At 42.1% G+C, this 17,127-nt stretch carries 13 protein-coding genes and 1 tRNA gene; 4 read left to right on the forward strand and 10 right to left on the reverse strand.

Features of this window, described 5'->3' with window-relative positions:
• Positions 1–3: 3 nt before the first annotated feature.
• Positions 4–1,512 (forward strand): guanosine-5'-triphosphate,3'-diphosphate diphosphatase, encoded by a 1,509-nt coding sequence (gene gppA, locus M992_RS02190; RefSeq protein WP_053907153.1) that lies wholly within the window; start codon positions 4–6, stop codon positions 1,510–1,512.
• Between the two features lie 82 nt (positions 1,513–1,594).
• Here gppA and rep read toward each other — a convergent pair whose 3' ends face one another.
• Positions 1,595–3,619: a DNA helicase Rep gene (gene rep, locus M992_RS02195; protein ID WP_053907154.1), complete on the reverse strand. Its 2,025-nt coding sequence runs from the start codon at positions 3,617–3,619 to the stop codon at positions 1,595–1,597.
• Positions 3,620–3,924: 305 nt separating this feature from the next.
• Positions 3,925–5,400, reverse strand: coding sequence for a ketol-acid reductoisomerase (gene ilvC, locus M992_RS02200; protein WP_047254884.1), 1,476 nt, complete (start codon positions 5,398–5,400; stop codon positions 3,925–3,927).
• 190 nt (positions 5,401–5,590) lie between these two features.
• Here ilvC and ilvY point away from each other — a divergent pair, with 190 nt between their 5' ends.
• A complete protein-coding gene (ilvY, locus tag M992_RS02205; protein ID WP_053907155.1) occupies positions 5,591–6,490 on the forward strand; it encodes an HTH-type transcriptional activator IlvY in 900 nt (299 codons plus the stop codon).
• On the opposite strand, the gene ilvA is transcribed toward ilvY, so the two are convergent.
• From ilvA to ilvL, 6 genes are all read right to left on the reverse strand, one after another.
• Positions 6,482–8,056, reverse strand: a complete 1,575-nt coding sequence (gene ilvA, locus M992_RS02210) for a threonine ammonia-lyase, biosynthetic (protein ID WP_053907156.1) — start codon at positions 8,054–8,056, stop codon at positions 6,482–6,484. The genes ilvY and ilvA overlap by 9 nt on opposite strands.
• Positions 8,057–8,058: 2 nt before the next feature.
• Entirely contained in the window at positions 8,059–9,909 is a 1,851-nt protein-coding gene (gene ilvD / locus M992_RS02215; protein ID WP_047254881.1) for a dihydroxy-acid dehydratase, read from the reverse strand.
• 61 nt (positions 9,910–9,970) lie between these two features.
• A complete protein-coding gene (locus M992_RS02220; RefSeq protein ID WP_047254880.1) occupies positions 9,971–10,900 on the reverse strand; it encodes a branched-chain amino acid transaminase in 930 nt (309 codons plus the stop codon).
• A 16-nt stretch (positions 10,901–10,916) separates the two neighbouring features.
• Positions 10,917–11,186, reverse strand: a complete 270-nt coding sequence (gene ilvM / locus M992_RS02225) for an acetolactate synthase 2 small subunit (protein ID WP_053907157.1) — start codon at positions 11,184–11,186, stop codon at positions 10,917–10,919.
• Positions 11,186–12,829, reverse strand: a complete 1,644-nt coding sequence (gene ilvG / locus M992_RS02230) for an acetolactate synthase 2 catalytic subunit (protein ID WP_053907158.1) — start codon at positions 12,827–12,829, stop codon at positions 11,186–11,188. Before ilvG ends, ilvM begins: the two co-directional genes overlap by 1 nt.
• Positions 12,830–12,964: 135 nt before the next feature.
• Entirely contained in the window at positions 12,965–13,063 is a 99-nt protein-coding gene (gene ilvL / locus M992_RS14620) for an ilv operon leader peptide (RefSeq protein ID WP_072057313.1), read from the reverse strand.
• Between the two features lie 455 nt (positions 13,064–13,518).
• On the opposite strand from ilvL, the gene M992_RS02235 reads away from it, so the two are divergent.
• A complete protein-coding gene (locus M992_RS02235) occupies positions 13,519–15,048 on the forward strand; it encodes a YifB family Mg chelatase-like AAA ATPase (protein ID WP_053907159.1) in 1,530 nt (509 codons plus the stop codon).
• A gap of 155 nt (positions 15,049–15,203) precedes the next feature.
• On the opposite strand, the gene M992_RS02240 is transcribed toward M992_RS02235, so the two are convergent.
• Complete coding sequence (locus M992_RS02240; RefSeq protein ID WP_047254876.1) at positions 15,204–15,542, reverse strand: MaoP family protein; 339 nt, start codon at positions 15,540–15,542, stop codon at positions 15,204–15,206.
• 111 nt (positions 15,543–15,653) lie between these two features.
• On the opposite strand from M992_RS02240, the gene hdfR reads away from it, so the two are divergent.
• A complete protein-coding gene (gene hdfR, locus M992_RS02245; protein ID WP_053907160.1) occupies positions 15,654–16,508 on the forward strand; it encodes an HTH-type transcriptional regulator HdfR in 855 nt (284 codons plus the stop codon).
• Positions 16,509–17,051: 543 nt separating this feature from the next.
• Here hdfR and M992_RS02250 read toward each other — a convergent pair.
• A tRNA-Trp gene (locus M992_RS02250) sits at positions 17,052–17,127 on the reverse strand.

The raw sequence follows: 17,127 nt of genomic DNA on the forward strand, positions 1-17,127 counted from the left end.
GGTATGCTAAAATCTTCTTCTCTTTATGCTGCGATTGATTTGGGTTCTAATAGCTTTCATATGCTTGTCGTTCGCGAAGTTGCTGGTAGTATTCAGGTGATTTCTCGGGTAAAACGCAAAGTGAGGCTAGCCGCAGGCTTAGATAAAGATAACGTTCTTTCTGAGCAAGCAATGGAGCGCGGTTGGCAGTGCCTAAGACTATTTTCAGAACATTTACAAGATATCCCTGCATCTCAAGTGCGCGTGGTTGCTACTGCAACATTGAGAATAGCCAAAAATGCAGATATCTTCGTTGAAAAAGCGAGCAAAATACTCGGAAATACGATCAAAGTTATCCAAGGAGAAGAAGAAGCTCGCTTAATTTATCAAGGCGTAGCACATACGACAGGTGGCCCAACTCAGCGCCTAGTCGTTGATATCGGTGGCGGCAGTACAGAATTAGTCACCGGTACCGGAGCCAAAGCATCTCAACTGTTTAGTTTAGAGATGGGCTGTGTCACTTGGCTTGAACGTTACTTTAGCGACCGAACACTAACGGCGGATAACTTTGCTAAAGCTGAATCTGCTGCGCAGCAAATTATCATGCCTGTGGCGGAGCAGTTAATACACCATGGCTGGCAAATCTGTGTCGGCGCATCGGGCACCGTCCAAGCAATTCAAGAAATTATGATAGCTCAAGGAATGGATGAATTAATTACCCTTCCCAAGCTGCAAGAATTAAAACGCAAAGCGATTGTCTGCGGTAAACTTGAAGAACTCGAAATTGAAGGACTGACCTTTGAACGCGCATTAGTGTTTCCAAGTGGATTATCCATTTTAATCGCAATTTTCAAAACTCTAAATATTGAAAATATGACACTTGCCGGCGGTGCCTTACGTGAAGGTTTAGTCTACGGCATGCTAGATTTGCCGATTGAACAAGATATCCGAGCTCGCACATTACGCAATATTCAGCACCGTTTTCAAGTTGATATTGAGCAAGCCAATCGTGTTAAACAATTGGCTGAACACTTTTATCTACAGGTCGCCAAACCTTGGGGACTCGATCAGCGCTCACGCGATTTATTATCCAGCGCTTGTGCGTTACACGAAATTGGTCTTAGTGTTGATTTCCGTAAAAGTGCAGAGCATGCAAGTTATCTGCTAACCCATCTCGATCTACCAGGTTATACGCCAGCACAAAAAAGATTATTAGCTTCATTGTTGAAAAATCAGAGTGGCGCTATCGATTTAGCCTCACTAAGCCAGCAAAATGCGTTACCGATGCAACAAGCAATACACTTATCACGCCTTCTGCGGCTTGCGATTATTTTTGCCAGTCGTCGGCGTGACGATACCTTGCCAGCACTACGTTTACAGGTAAATTCAGCACAGTCGTTAACCATTACATTGCCGTATAACTGGCTTGCCTCCCACCCTTTACGGGCGGAAAATCTGCAACAAGAAGTACAATGGCAAAGCTATGTTAACTGGCCTCTGATTCTGGAAGAGCGCAATAACTCCAGCCTCTAATCCGCGAATCTAAGCTAAAAAATAAAATGTTGCATCGGCAGATCACGTCAGATGCAACATTTTTACTTTTAATATGAATAAGCTATATTTTTTTAGTATTTAATCCTAAACGAGCTTTAATATCAGCAAGCGCAGATTTACCTTTATTCATCCGTTCTTCCGGCGTCACGACTTTTCGTTCACTTTCCCAATCAACGTCATCTTGCGGTAACTCTAATAAAAAACGGCTCACTTCTGGGCGGATTAATTCACCGTATTGCCGACGTTCGCGACAATGAGTAAAAAATAATTCTCTTTGCGCACGGGTAATCCCGACATACGCCAATCGGCGTTCTTCATCAATATTATTTTCATCGATACTGCTTTGATGAGGGAGCAGCCCTTCTTCCATACCGACTAAAAATACATAAGGGAATTCAAGCCCTTTAGAAGCATGTAGAGTCATTAATTGAACTTGATCAGCATCTTCGCTTTCTTCCCCACGCTCCATCATATCCCGCAATGTAAAGCGCGTAACTACCTGAGATAATGTCATTGGCTCGGTTAATTCATCACCTTCAATCATTTCACTCATCCAAGTAAATAATTGATTCACATTTTTCATGCGCATTTCAGCCGCTTTAGTACTCGTTGACGTTTCATACAACCAGCTTTCGTAATCTATTTCGCGCAATAAATCACGTACCGCCATTAAAGGATCTCGCTCAGCCAAGCGGGAAATTTCCGCCATCCAGCGAGAAAAATGCTGTAATGATGCTAATCCCTTGCCCGTCAACGACTGTTCTAATCCCAGATCAAAACTAGCGTGATACAAACTTTTATTTCTTTGATTCGCCCAATCACCTAATTTTTGAATCGTTTTAGGCCCAATTTCTCGGCGTGGAGTGTTCACTATACGTAAAAATGCACTGTCATCCTCAGGATTGGTGATAACGCGCAAATAGGCTAATAAGTCTTTAATTTCAGGGCGTGAGAAAAATGATGTCCCCCCAGAAATACGGTAAGGTATCCTATTCTGCATTAACATTTTTTCAAAAATACGCGATTGATGATTCCCGCGATACAACACGGCATAATCTTTATACGCTGTTTTATTGATAAAATGGTGGGCAATTAATTCGCCAATCACTCTCTCAGCTTCATGATCTTCATTATTTGCGGTGATCACTTTTAAAGGCTGTCCATAGCCTAATTCAGAGAACAGTTTTTTCTCAAAAACATGCGGATTATTCGCAATTAAAATATTAGCGGCTTTCAGAATACGACCAGAAGAACGATAATTCTGCTCAAGTTTAATAACATTTAATTGCGGAAAATCCTGCGACAGTAACACCAAGTTTTGCGGTCGAGCACCGCGCCATGAGTAAATTGATTGATCGTCATCACCCACAACAGTAAAGCGAGCACGACGTCCAACCAATAACTTAACTAATTGATATTGGCTGGTATTAGTATCTTGATATTCATCCACCAGCAGATAACGCAATTTATTCTGCCAACGCTCTCTAACTGCTTCGTTATGGGATAATAATAGCGTGGGTTTAGCAATTAAATCATCAAAATCCAATACATTGCAGCTCTTCAAATGCAGTTCATAGCGGCGATAACATTCTGCAAAATGCTGCTCACGCTCATTGAGAGCTCGCGCCATCGCTTCCTGTGGAGAAAGAAGATCGTTTTTCCAATTTGAAATCGTCGAGATCAATTGCTTTAATAAGTCTTTATCTTCTTCGAGTAAATCAAGCGTAAGCTGCTTAAGTAACGCCATCTGATCTTGATCGTCAAACAATGAGAAGTTAGCCTTGATCCCTAGCGCCTTATATTCGCGCTTGATAATTTCTAACCCCAAGGTATGAAATGTTGAGATGATCAATCCACGAGCTTCTTTTTTCCCCAAAGTCTGTGCCACACGCTCTTTCATTTCACGCGCGGCTTTATTGGTAAAGGTCACCGCGGCAATCTGACGAGGTTGATATCCACATTGCCGAATAAGATAAGCAATTTTATTGGTAATAACTCGCGTTTTACCGGAGCCTGCGCCAGCAAGCACTAAACAAGGACCTTCAACATATTCAACAGCATGCTGCTGACTGGGATTTAATCGCATAACCTTATCGCATCGCCTTATTAATAAACTCTTGATTTGAACAGAGAGAAATAACTTAGGATTGTAGCAGAAAGCGGGCACGGTAATGAGCCGAGAATATTGAGGATATTGATTTTATTTTAATCTGTTTGAACTGTCATTCGCGCTTAATCTATCGCGCTTATCTATAATAAAAACACCATAAAAATAGAATAAAAACGGGCCCATAATCTATGAGCCCGCTGATGACTTTATTAACGATACCGCTTCATCGTTAAATAATTATCACAGAACTATTTATTAGCCGTAAACTATTAACCGTAAAATTAACCTCCTACGGCAATACGTTGCATATCTTTCATATAACCGCGCAGAGTTTTACCGATTTTTTCAATTGGATGATTACGAATAGCTTCATTAATATCGCGTAATTGGGCATTATCCGTTCCATTATCTGCAACGGCCTGCGCCAAATCACCCGGCTGCAATGTGGTCATAAATTCTTTCAGTAACGGCACGGCCGCAAATGAGAACAAATAGTTACCGTACTCCGCAGTATCAGAAATAACCACGTTCATCTCATACAGACGTTTACGCGCAATAGTATTGGCGATTAATGGCAATTCATGCAGAGATTCGTAATAGGCTGATTCAGCAATGATCCCTGCATCCAGCATAGTTTCAAATGCTAATTCAACTCCGGCTTTAACCATCGCTATCATCAGCACACCATAATCAAAGTATTCTTGCTCTTTGATTTTCGCGTCATATTCTGGATAATTTTCAAAAGCGGATTTGCCGGTCTCTTCTCGCCAAGTCAGTAGATTTTTATCATCATTCGCCCAGTCAGCCATCATCGTTGATGAGAATTCACCAGAAATAATATCATCCATATGTTTCTGGAACAGAGGCGCCATAATGGTTTTTAATTGCTCTGACAGTGCAAATGCACGTTGCTTCGCCGGATTAGATAAGCGATCCATCATCAGAGTGATACCACCTTGTTTTAAGGCTTCAGTGGTAGTTTCCCACCCAAACTGAATTAATTTACCGGCATAGCCTGGTTCCACACCGTCTGCCACCATTTTGTCGTAACACAGCAATGAACCGGCTTGCAACATACCGCACAAAATAGTTTGCTCACCCATCAAGTCAGATTTAACTTCAGCCACAAATGATGATTCAAGTACACCAGCACGATGCCCGCCTGTTGCGGCTGCCCATGCTTTAGCAATCGCCATACCTTCGCCTTTCGCATCATTTTCAGGATGAACAGCAATCAATGTTGGTACGCCAAATCCACGCTTATACTCTTCACGAACTTCGGTGCCCGGGCATTTTGGTGCGACCATCACAACGGTGATATCTTTGCGAATTTGTTCGCCGACCTCAACAATATTAAAACCATGCGAATAGCCCAGCGCAGCGCCTTTTTTCATTAACGGTTGAACCGCTTGTACCACCGCTGAATGCTGTTTGTCTGGGGTTAAGTTAACCACCAAATCTGCTTCTGGGATTAATTCTTCATAAGTGCCAACTTTAAAGCCGTTCTCGGTCGCTTTACGCCATGAGGCACGTTTTTCAGCAATTGCTTCTTTGCGCAAGGCATAAGCGATATCTAGACCTGAATCACGCATATTCAGGCCTTGGTTTAAACCTTGTGCACCACAACCCACAATGACGATTTTCTTCCCTTTTAAATACCCTGCTTCATCAGCAAACTCTTCACGCGCCATAAAACGGCATTTGCCTAATTGAGATAACTGCTGACGTAAATTCAATGTATTAAAATAATTCGCCATGGGTCAGACTCCATTGTTCTGTTGTGTTTAGCATCAGACGGTTTTTTCCGTCTATTTGCCTCATCTAATGTAAGGTGATTAATTTATATATTTACTATATGCGATGATATGCATTGCTTAAATTGATATATTAACAATACAGCATTGCATTTTTTGCAATGCGTTATTATCTGTTTATTCGGAGGCAATTATCGACATTCGTGACCTGAAATTATTTCTTCATTTAGCTGAAAGCTGCCATTTTGGACGTACGGCTAAAGCAATGCATGTCAGTCCGTCGACGCTTTCACGCCAAATACAACGGCTCGAAGAACAACTCGGTCACGGGCTATTTGTGCGTGATAATCGCACCGTAAAACTGACTGATGCCGGTGAACAGCTAAAGCAATTTGCGCAACAAACATTATTGCAATATCAACAATTGCAGCATGGGCTAAATCAAAATAGCCCATCGCTTACTGGAGAATTGTGCTTATTCTGTTCAGTTACCGCCGCCTATAGCCATCTGCCACAAATTATTGATCAGTTCCGAGCACAAAACCCACTAGTTGAGATCAAGCTCACAACCGGAGATGCTGCAGATGCCGTCGATAAAGTAGCAACTAACGACGCTGATTTAGGGATTGCCGGAAAACCAGAAAAATTACCGAATAACGTACGGTTCAAAAAAATAGGAGAGATCCCTTTAGTATTGATAGCTCCAGCACTGGCTTGCGCCGTACGCTCCATGGTCACTGATAATCCGCAACCGGATTGGTCACAAGTTCCATTTATTTTACCCGAGCACGGACCTTCTCGTCAGCGTATTGAGCGCTGGTTTCGTCGCCATCAGATCCATAATCCGTTGATTTATGCTACGGTTTCGGGTCATGAGGCGATTGTTTCGATGGTGGCATTAGGCTGCGGAATTGCACTCATCCCGAGTGTAGTGGTTGAAAATAGCCCCGAACCAGTCCGTAGCCGGATTTCTCAACTAGAGAATATTTCGCTTGTGGAACCGTTTGAATTAGGCGTTTGTGTATTAAGCAAACGCCTAAGTGAGCCGCTAATCCGTGCATTTTGGCAGTTACTGCCCGAACGCTCAATCTAGGGCTTGAGAGTTATCTTGCGGAGCTAAGAAAAACTGGAAAGATGGATTTCCAGTTTCATCATGATATTCATACCCCAAATCTTTTAAATGACGATCAAAGCGTACTTCTTGGCTAGATAATTCAAAAGCCGCCAACACACGGCCATAATCGGTGCCATGGCTACGGTAATGAAATAAAGTAATATTCCAATATGTGCCCAAGGTTTGTAAGAACTTCAGCAATGCACCCGGCGATTCAGGAAACTCAAAACTAAATAAACGTTCTTGCAGTGGCTTAGATGGGCGTCCGCCGACCATATAGCGTACATGCAATTTAGCCATTTCATCGTCAGAAAGATCAGCAACAGCATAACCATTTGCTTGTAATTCAGCGATCATTTCACTGCGTTCAGCGTCTCCACCATTTAAGCGTACGCCGACAAAAATACAGGCATTTTCTGGATTAATACCGGTATAACGGTAATTAAATTCAGTAACCGCACGATGCCCCAGTAACTGACAAAAACGTAAAAAACTGCCTTTTTGCTCAGGAATGGTTACTGCCAATAATGCTTCTCGCTGCTCGCCAATCTCACAGCGTTCAGAAACATAACGTAAGCCATGAAAGTTCATATTAGCGCCAGATAAAATATGTGCGAGGCGTTCACCTTTAATATTATGCTGCTGCACATATTTTTTTAGCCCTGCCAATGCTAATGCTCCCGAAGGCTCAGCAATAGCACGAACATCTTCAAAAATATCTTTTAGTGCGGCGCAAATCGCATCGCTATCAACCGTAATAACATCATCGACATATTGCTGGCATAAACGAAAAGGCTCATCACCAATACGTTTAACCGCGACGCCTTCAGCAAATAATCCGACCCGCTCTAAATTTACTGGCTCACCTGCCGCTAAAGCCGCTTTCAAACAGGCGGCATCTTCGGCTTCGACACCAATAATTTGAGTTTCTGGCATTAATTGTTTGATTAATACCGCGACGCCAGCAATCAGTCCACCTCCGCCAACTGGAATAAAAATCCGATCGAGTTTTTCATCTTGCTGTAATAGCTCCAGCGCAATAGTGGCTTGACCGGCTATCACTGCGGGATGATCAAACGGAGGTACAAAGGTATAGCCATGCTGCTCAGATAATTCAATGGCCTTCGCTTTAGCTTCATCAAAATTTGCCCCATACAACAAGGCTTCTCCGCCAAAACTACGCACTGCATCCACTTTGATATCCGCCGTCGCTACCGGCATCACAATCAGCGCTTTTACACCAACGCGGCTCGCCGATAATGCGACGCCTTGCGCATGGTTACCCGCTGATGCAGTAACCACTCCACGTGCTTTCTGCTCTTCGTTTAATCCGCTGATCATTGCATAAGCACCACGTAGCTTGAAGCTATGCACTGGCTGACGATCTTCACGTTTGACTAAAATTGTATTATCAAAACGGGCAGATACTTTGCCCATTTCTTCCAATGGTGTCACCTGTGCAACATCATAAACCGGTGCACTGAGCGCGGCTTTCAGATAATCAGCGCTCGAAGGCGCCGCCGTTAACAATTTAGTAGAGGCCATTATCAACCCCCTAATTTGGATTTATCACGCACAGCACCTTTATCCGCACTGGTGGCGAGAGAAGCATAAGCCCGTAATGCAAACGAAACCTGACGCTGGCGATTTTTCGGTGTATATGCCTGTTCACCGCGAGCAAGCTCAGCTTGCGTTCTCTCTGCTAATACTGCGTCATCGACAACTAACGAAATACTACGGCGTGGGATATCAATATCAATAATATCGCCATCTTCCACCAGCGCAATCACTCCACCGCTCGCAGCTTCTGGCGAAATATGACCAATTGATAAACCGGAGCTTCCGCCCGAGAATCGACCATCGGTAATTAAAGCGCAAACTTTACCCAGACCCATAGATTTTAAATAAGACGTTGGGTAGAGCATTTCCTGCATTCCCGGACCACCTTTTGGCCCCTCATAGCGGATCACGACGACATCCCCTGCCACAACGTTACCGCCGAGAATTGCTTCAACTGCATCATCTTGGCTTTCATAAACTTTAGCCGGTCCACGGAACACTAAACTGCCTTCATCAACACCGGCGGTTTTTACAATGCAACCATCTTCCGCTACGTTACCCGCTAATATGGCTAAACCACCTTCTAAACTGTAGGCGTGCTCCAGACTTCTGATACATCCATTTTCACGGTCAGTATCGAGAGATGGCCAACGACAGCTCTGTGAAAATGCTTTGGTCGTACGGATCCCTGCTGGGCCGGCTGAAAACATCTGTTTAACCGACTCATCTTGAGTCAACATGACATCGTATTGCGCTAATGTGTCAGCTAAATTTAACCCCAGAATATTTTTAACCTCTGGCGCTAATAAATTGGCTCGATATAATTCACCTAAAATTCCCATAACTCCACCAGCACGGTGAACATCTTCCATATGATATTTCGGTGTACTTGGTGCGACTTTACATAAATGAGGAACTTTTCGTGACAAGCGATCGATATCTTCCATGGTAAAATCGACATCGCCTTCTTGCGCGGCGGCCAATAAATGCAGCACAGTATTTGTTGAGCCACCCATCGCGATATCTAGCGTCATCGCATTTTCAAATGCCGCTTTACAGGCAATATTACGAGGCAACGCACTCTCATCATCTTGCTCATAATAACGTTTAGTTAATTCGACGATGCGCTTACCCGCATTTAAAAACAATTGTTCGCGATCACTATGAGTTGCTAATAACGAACCATTACCCGGCTGAGATAAACCTAACGCTTCGGTTAAACAATTCATCGAATTAGCCGTAAACATCCCCGAGCACGAACCGCAAGTTGGACACGCAGAACGTTCAATTTGATCGCTCTCTGCATCACTTACATTTGGATTAGCCCCTTGGATCATCGCATCGACTAAATCAAGTTTAATAATTTGATCGGATAACTTAGTTTTTCCGGCTTCCATCGGACCGCCAGAAACAAAGATGACCGGAATATTTAGACGCAACGAAGCCATCAACATGCCTGGGGTTATCTTATCGCAATTAGAAATACACACCATGGCATCGGCGCAATGCGCATTCACCATATATTCAACCGAATCAGCAATTAATTCACGGGAAGGCAGCGAGTACAACATACCGCCATGCCCCATCGCGATACCATCATCAACAGCAATCGTATTGAATTCTTTTGCGACTCCGCCAGAGGCTTCAATTTGCTCAGCCACTAATTTGCCTAAATCACGCAGATGAACATGTCCGGGTACAAACTGAGTAAATGAATTAACAACGGCAATAATCGGTTTGCCAAAATCGTCATCAGTCATGCCTGTCGCGCGCCATAATGCTCGGGCACCCGCCATATTACGGCCATGAGTTGTGGTGGCGGAACGGTATTTAGGCATTGTTTTCACTCCTGTGTTTAGCAACAGGCGGGGAACGACCGCCTGTAAGATATAAAATTTTTTATTGTGGGTTGACTGGATCTAACCAGCCCCATTTGTCTTCTGTCTGACCATTGAATAAGCCAAAGAATGCTTGCTGAACTTTTTTAGTTATTGGGCCACAGCGACCAATGCCCACTTGAATTCCATCGACACTGCGTACCGGTGTAATTTCAGCCGCGGTACCGGTCATAAAGACTTCATCAGCCAGATACAATGATTCGCGAGACAATGTTTGCTCACGGACTTCAATACCCATATCTTTGGCTAATGTAATAATCGCATCACGGGTAATACCGGGCAGTGCAGCTGAGGTAAACGGAGGGGTAAATAAAATACCATTTTTAACTTCAAAAATATTTTCGCCTGCGCCTTCAGAAAGATAACCGCTGACATCCAGAGCAATACCTTCTTGATAGCCATGACGACGCGCTTCACTGCCCACCAATAAAGAAGATAGATAATTTCCCCCAGCCTTGGCTGCTGTAGGGATAGTATTCGCTGCCGCACGATTCCATGAAGAAACCATCGCATCGATACCTTGATCCAGCGCTTCTTCGCCTAAATAAGCCCCCCAAGGGAATGCAGCGATAATGACATCTGTGTTGTAGCCATCTGGCGGATTCACCCCCATACCCACATCACCGATAAAGACTAAAGGACGAATGTAGGCGCTAACTAAATTATTTTTACGCAGAGTTTCGCGACACGCTTCCATCAGTTCGTCAACGCTATAGCTGACCGGCATACGATAGATTTTTGCAGAATCCTGCAAACGCTGCATATGCTCACGATGACGAAAAACGACCGGGCCTTTATGCGAGTCATAGCAACGGACACCTTCGAACACCGAGGTTCCATAATGTAATGCATGAGACATTACGTGCACTTTCGCCTCAGCCCAAGGGGTCATTTCGCCATTAAACCAAATATAGTCAGCTTTCTTTGTCATTTTTGTCTTCCTTTCCTTACATAGCACTTTGTGTGCGTAATAGTCGTGATTCTTGTTCACGGATTTCAACACCGGAAACATCAGATAACTTGGTTAATTGAGCATAAAGTAACGCCAATGGACGCTGGCTATTTACTGTCAGCTCGATATTAACATTATTGCCGTCTAGCGTTTGGTCCATATTCATGGAGCAGATATGAAATCCACGATGACGAGTAACGCGTAATATACGCTCTAAAACCTCGGGACGGAAACGCGCTTGAATGGCGAGTTGATGTTGCATCATTAGGGTTTCTCCATCATTTTTTCATTGCTTGCCCCTGGTGGAACCAATGGCCAAACGTTTTCTAATTCATTTATTGATACCTGCAATAAATACGGGCCTTCACTATTCAGTAGTTCATCTAACGCGGCAGCAACTTCAGATTTTGTTGTAATACGACGGCCGGGGATCTCGAACGCAGAAGCTAAAGTAATAAAATCTGGATTATCGGTAAGAATTGTTTCGCTATAACGTTGTTCAAAAAACAGTTCTTGCCACTGACGTACCATCCCTAAGCGCTGGTTATCTAATAATAAAATTTTAACAGGTAATTTTTTACGTTTGATAGTACCTAATTCCTGCACATTCATCATAAAAGAGCCATCGCCAGAAACACAGATTACGGTATCTTGTGGCCGAGCAATTTGCGCGCCGATAGCTGCAGGAATACCAAATCCCATGGTGCCTAAACCGCTAGACGTAATAAAATTTTCTGGCGCTTCAAAACTCAGATGCTGAGCCGACCACATTTGATGCTGACCAACATCTGTCGTGATCACGGTATTATGTGGTTTTTTCTCTGATAATTGCTTTAATAACAAGGGGGCATAAATAGCTTCCCCTTGATGATCATAACGCCAAAAAAATTCAGTTTTCAGTTGTGTGACCTCTTGCTGCCACGCAGAAATATCCAGCGGCATCATCAGTTCTGGTAATAACGCTTTAGCGTCTCCACATAAAGAAACATGTGTCTGGCGTAATTTATCTAACTCGGCATGATCGATATCGATATGAATAACTTTAGCATTGGGAGCAAAAGTATTTAATTTCCCTGTTACACGATCATCAAAACGTGCACCTACCGCAATGAGTAAATCACTGCGCTGAACCGCAAAATTAGCGGCTTTTGTGCCGTGCATGCCCAACATACCTAAATAATAAGGCGATGAACGTTCAGCTGCGCCTAAACCTTTAAGCGTCGAAACAATCGGAATCCCGGTAAATTCAGCTAACGCCCTAAATTGCTCAACGGCATGCGACATGCCCACACCACCACCAACATAGAAAATAGGTTTACTGGCTTGTTGCAATAATAACTTAGCCTGTTCTAACGCGACTACAGGAGTGACAAACTCTTCATCTACAGGCATTAAATAAGCTGATAACTCAGCTTGTTGCAACTGAATATCTTTAGGAATATCAATCAATACAGGGCCAGGACGACCACTATTAGCAATGATAAAAGCTTCTGCAACGATACGAGGAAGGTCATCAATAGATTCGACTAAAAAACTGTGTTTAGTACAAGCGAGGGATAAACCTAAGACATCAATTTCTTGAAAAGCATCCGTTCCTATAAGATCTGAGGCAACTTGCCCGGTGATGGCTACAACAGGGACGGAATCGAGTAATGCATCAGCTAGGCCAGTAATCAAATTCGTTGCTCCCGGTCCCGATGTTGCAATACAGACTCCAGTACGGCCACTGGCACGTGCATAACCAATTGCTGCCATGACCGCACCCTGCTCATGTCGACATAACAGATGTTCAAGTCCACTATCATACAGAGCATCATATACTGGCATAATTGCACCGCCGGGATAACCGAATACGGTATCAACTCCTTGTGTTCGCAACGCTTGAACCAACCACTGTGCCCCGTTCATGCCCTTCTCCTGTCGTTTTTTATCGTTTTATTTGCATTAATTATTTTTACGACCACACATTTTAATTTTTCGATATTTACGCAAAAAAAAACCCGCGCCTTTCGGTGCGGGGTTCTTGTGAGATCTGGCTAATCTTTAAGCCGTTCTTCGTCCAAGTGCAGCCCCGCACGGTGGGATAATAATCACCACCACGCTTAGTATAATTAGGCTAATAACTTGGACAAATGCGTTCATAATCTTCTATTCAATGTGATTCTGTATAACTTAAGAGTTATCATTTTAAAAATATTTTGACAACTTTTATTTTATTTTTTTCATTTCATAATGTTTTGTTTATTTAAAATCAACAGGATAGAAGAAAAATAAAATAATGACCTACCAAACAAGCTATTTACTAGAGATATAAACCAATAAAACACGTCATAACAATGTAATAACGCTATTATTATTAATCCGTTATTATTTTAATCTAAATCTCCAGTCATTAAATATTAGTTAATTACAGTGATTAATTTTAATTCAAGAAAAATATAACTTGGTTATTATTAATTGTGAGCCGCGTCGAAGACATAATTATTCGATCCGGCATAAATATTAAATATTTTCGAGTATAGCTACGCTTTCCAGCAATATTAGCCATCAATTCTATTTTCTCCACTAATCTATGCTTACACCCAAAGGGAGATATTATGTCGCTAGCTGTTATTTATACTCGAGCCTCAATCGGCATGAATGCCCCGGCAGTCACTGTCGAAGCGCATATCAGTAATGGCTTACCCGGATTAACTATGGTAGGACTGCCTGAAACCGCAGTTAAAGAATCCAGAGACAGAGTACGTAGCGCACTCATCAATAGTGGATTTCAATATCCAGTAAAAAAAATAACTATAAATCTAGCCCCAGCTGATTTACCCAAAGAGAGCGGACGCTATGACTTGGCTATAGCTATTGCTATCCTGGCTGCCTCAGAACAGATCCCAACCACTAGACTGAATGAATTTGAATTCTTAGGCGAGTTAGCTCTTTCTGGATGTTTACGCCATATTTCAGGTGCGATTATTGCGACTCAAGCGGCCATCATCAAGAATAGAATTTTGATTTTATCTGTCGATAACAAAGCTGAATTAAATTTATTACCGGATAACTCCGCGTATTTCGCCGAACACTTACTTGATATTTGCTATTTTTTAGCTGATAACCATGCACTAAGCGGCAATATATTATTAAAAAATCCCGCCAGTACCCAGAATCAATATGATGATGTCAGCGAAATTATCGGCCAAGAGCAAGGCAAACGAGTATTAGAAATTAGCGCCGCTGGAGGGCATAACTTACTGCTACTTGGTCCGCCGGGTACAGGAAAAACTATGCTAGCGAGCCGATTAATTTCATTACTGCCACCATTAACTCCACAGGAAGCATTAGAAGTTACAGCGATACATAACTTGAATGGACGAGTATCGCTTGCTAGCAATGAATGGCCAGATAGACCCTTTCGTTCACCTCACCATAGTGCCTCAATAGCCGCCATTATCGGTGGCGGCAGCTTACCGAAACCAGGCGAGATTTCTCTGGCGCATCATGGAATTCTGTTTTTAGATGAGCTTCCTGAATTCCAAAGAAAAATATTAGATTCATTAAGAGAACCCTTAGAGTCACATGAAATAATTATTTCCAGAGCAAAAGCTAAAGTTACTTTCCCGGCAAAATTTCAGCTCATCGCTGCGCTTAATCCCAGCCCGACTGGATATTATGAAGGAAATTATCAACGCAGTACCCCAACACAAATGTTACGCTATCTATCACGTATTTCAGGCCCTTTCATCGACCGATTTGATCTCTCGATTGAAATCCCATTGCTACCTCTAGGCACACTTAGCCAGACGAATATTACTACTGAAAGTAGCAGTACGATAAAACAGCGGGTAGCCGCGGCTCGAATCAAGCAAATTGCACGGGGAGGAAAAATTAACGGGCTCCTGAGTGGCAAAGAAACCAGTAATTTATGTCGATTAAAACCGGAGGATGCTTTTTTTCTTGAATCTGCACTAAATAAACTGGGGTTATCCATTAGGGCTTGGCATAAAATTCTTCGGGTCTCGCGCACTATCGCCGATCTTAATGAAGAGAAAAATATTGAAAAATCGCATTTACTCGAAGCATTAAGTTACCGAGCGATGGATAGACTTCTGCTACATTTACAACAACAAGTAAGTTAGAAAATATAAGGGAAACAACAGAAAAGTTAAAAGTAATGGTCTTACTTGAGGGAATTTTAATACAAACCATCATTTGGCTACTTTACGATTCAAATAAGGCTAACAAATGAAAAGAAAAGGAGCCGAAGCCCCTTTTCTCGCAGATCTAGATGATATTAATCATCTGTATCTGTATAGTCTTCCGATGGATCAATCTGAGGTTTTCCACCAGATAAAGTATGAAAGCGTTTAGGGCGACGAATACGTGAAACGTATTTTGCCCACACTTTCTCTTCAAGGGTAGTGGGCTCACGTTCACCACGACAAGCAGAGACGAAGAGCTTCTCTTCTTCTGTTTGTGGTTCACGTTTACCTGCATCAAGCTCGTTAAAAGCCTGACCATAACGCTCTAATAATTGAGCCTCTTTGATGGTGAAATCACCATGACGAGAAAAGCCACGAGGATAATGTTTAGTATCAAAAAAACGATTAGTCGTGATAAAGCTTTCTGCCATCTGGCACACTCCTAATTTCTACTGTCAAACGCTTTATGGCGCGGAGTATTAGATAGCATTAGCATTCTGTAAAACAAAACATTTAAATCCTCACGACAAAAAAAATTGGAGATGCATGTGGATACCGAGTTACTTAGAACATTTTTGGAGGTCAGTAAAACGCGCCACTTCGGAAGAGCCGCGGAATCACTCTATCTGACACAGTCTGCAGTAAGTTTTAGAATACGTCAGCTAGAGACTCAACTTGGCACAAATTTGTTTACTCGACATCGTAATAATATTCGTCTTACTGCTGCGGGTGAGCGATTAGTACCCTATGCTGAATCATTGATGAATACTTGGCTGCAAGCTAAAAAAGAAATTACCCATGCTTCGCAGCATACTGAATTGTCAATTGGAGCGACCGCATCATTGTGGGAAGGATATTTAACGGATTGGATTCAAGACTTATATCAACAACATGATGAACTACGATTAGAATCACGAGTATCGACTCGTCAATCGTTAGTCAAACAAATCCATTCTCGAGAATTAGATTTGTTGATAGCAACAGAGCCTCCAAAAATGGACGAATTTCAGAGTACAATAATTGGTTCTATCTCGTTGCAGCTAATGACTTCGCAAAAACATTTAGCTCTCACTCAATATAACTATATCAAGCTAGAATGGGGCGCAGATTTCAATCCCCAAAATCAACCTTTGCTCTCTGCTGATTCATCTCCGGTGATGATCACTACATCAGCTCATATAGCACGCCAATTACTTTCTGTAACGCTTTCTGCGGCATTTTTACCGTCACATTGGGCTTCTGACTACCCTAACATTAAAACAGCCTCAGAATCTGTAATTACAAAGCCTCTGTATGCAATTTGGCTGCAAAAAAATGATCAGCAAGCATTAATTAATCAATTACTTAAAACACCGATTAAACATGCTTTATTACATCATGAGGATGAAGGTACTTGATAATAATTTTAACTACTCTTCGATGACCGGTACGTATCCTATCTAAGTACTAGAAATTCAATACTACAAATAGATAATATCGACCCTAATCGATAAAGATCTCCGAATAAAACTAGGTATTTTTATATCTAGTTTGGATCGGTTTATTACTGAAATTTTAATTTCAAATCAATCAGTAACTCTCAATTTATTTTTAACAAATCATAGGGATAATCTATTAAAATATAGTTTTATCTTATTTTTTATTTTAATTTCAAATAGTTATTTCATAATCACTAAAAATTATTTAAAAAAATATCTTATTATCTTTAAGCATGAAAATAATCTATACATATATTTATGTGTTGGAATAAATATTGGGATCATAGAAGAAATGAGGAGGAATTTATTTTCTGTATGGTAAACAAAAAGATTAGTAATATTTATAAGAGGAAAAAACGGGGAAAAATCATGAGAACAAACGAAATTTAGATAAAGAAAAACCCGACTAAAGTAGCCGGGCTATCAATATGATACTTCTTTTATTATTACTTAATTGGTAATTGGCAGGGGCGGAGAGACTCGAACTCCCAACACCCGGTTTTGGAGACCGGTGCTCTACCAATTGAACTACGCCCCT

Origin of the sequence: Moellerella wisconsensis ATCC 35017, from assembly GCF_001294465.1 — a bacterium.
In the GTDB taxonomy this organism is placed as follows: domain Bacteria; phylum Pseudomonadota; class Gammaproteobacteria; order Enterobacterales; family Enterobacteriaceae; genus Moellerella; species Moellerella wisconsensis.

What these genes read in the sequence shown, in the direction of transcription:
- gppA (WP_053907153.1), top strand. Translation starts at nt 4, where the DNA reads ATGCTAAAATCTTCTTCTCTTTATGCTGCGATTGATTTGGGTTCTAAT.
- rep (WP_053907154.1), bottom strand. Translation starts at nt 3,619, where the DNA reads ATGCGATTAAATCCCAGTCAGCAGCATGCTGTTGAATATGTTGAAGGT.
- ilvG (WP_053907158.1), bottom strand. Translation starts at nt 12,829, where the DNA reads ATGAACGGGGCACAGTGGTTGGTTCAAGCGTTGCGAACACAAGGAGTT.
- M992_RS02220 (WP_047254880.1), bottom strand. Translation starts at nt 10,900, where the DNA reads ATGACAAAGAAAGCTGACTATATTTGGTTTAATGGCGAAATGACCCCT.
- M992_RS02235 (WP_053907159.1), top strand. Translation starts at nt 13,519, where the DNA reads ATGTCGCTAGCTGTTATTTATACTCGAGCCTCAATCGGCATGAATGCC.
- ilvL (WP_072057313.1), bottom strand. Translation starts at nt 13,063, where the DNA reads ATGAACGCATTTGTCCAAGTTATTAGCCTAATTATACTAAGCGTGGTG.
- ilvA (WP_053907156.1), bottom strand. Translation starts at nt 8,056, where the DNA reads ATGGCCTCTACTAAATTGTTAACGGCGGCGCCTTCGAGCGCTGATTAT.
- ilvM (WP_053907157.1), bottom strand. Translation starts at nt 11,186, where the DNA reads ATGATGCAACATCAACTCGCCATTCAAGCGCGTTTCCGTCCCGAGGTT.
- hdfR (WP_053907160.1), top strand. Translation starts at nt 15,654, where the DNA reads ATGCATGTGGATACCGAGTTACTTAGAACATTTTTGGAGGTCAGTAAA.
- M992_RS02240 (WP_047254876.1), bottom strand. Translation starts at nt 15,542, where the DNA reads ATGGCAGAAAGCTTTATCACGACTAATCGTTTTTTTGATACTAAACAT.
- ilvC (WP_047254884.1), bottom strand. Translation starts at nt 5,400, where the DNA reads ATGGCGAATTATTTTAATACATTGAATTTACGTCAGCAGTTATCTCAA.
- ilvD (WP_047254881.1), bottom strand. Translation starts at nt 9,909, where the DNA reads ATGCCTAAATACCGTTCCGCCACCACAACTCATGGCCGTAATATGGCG.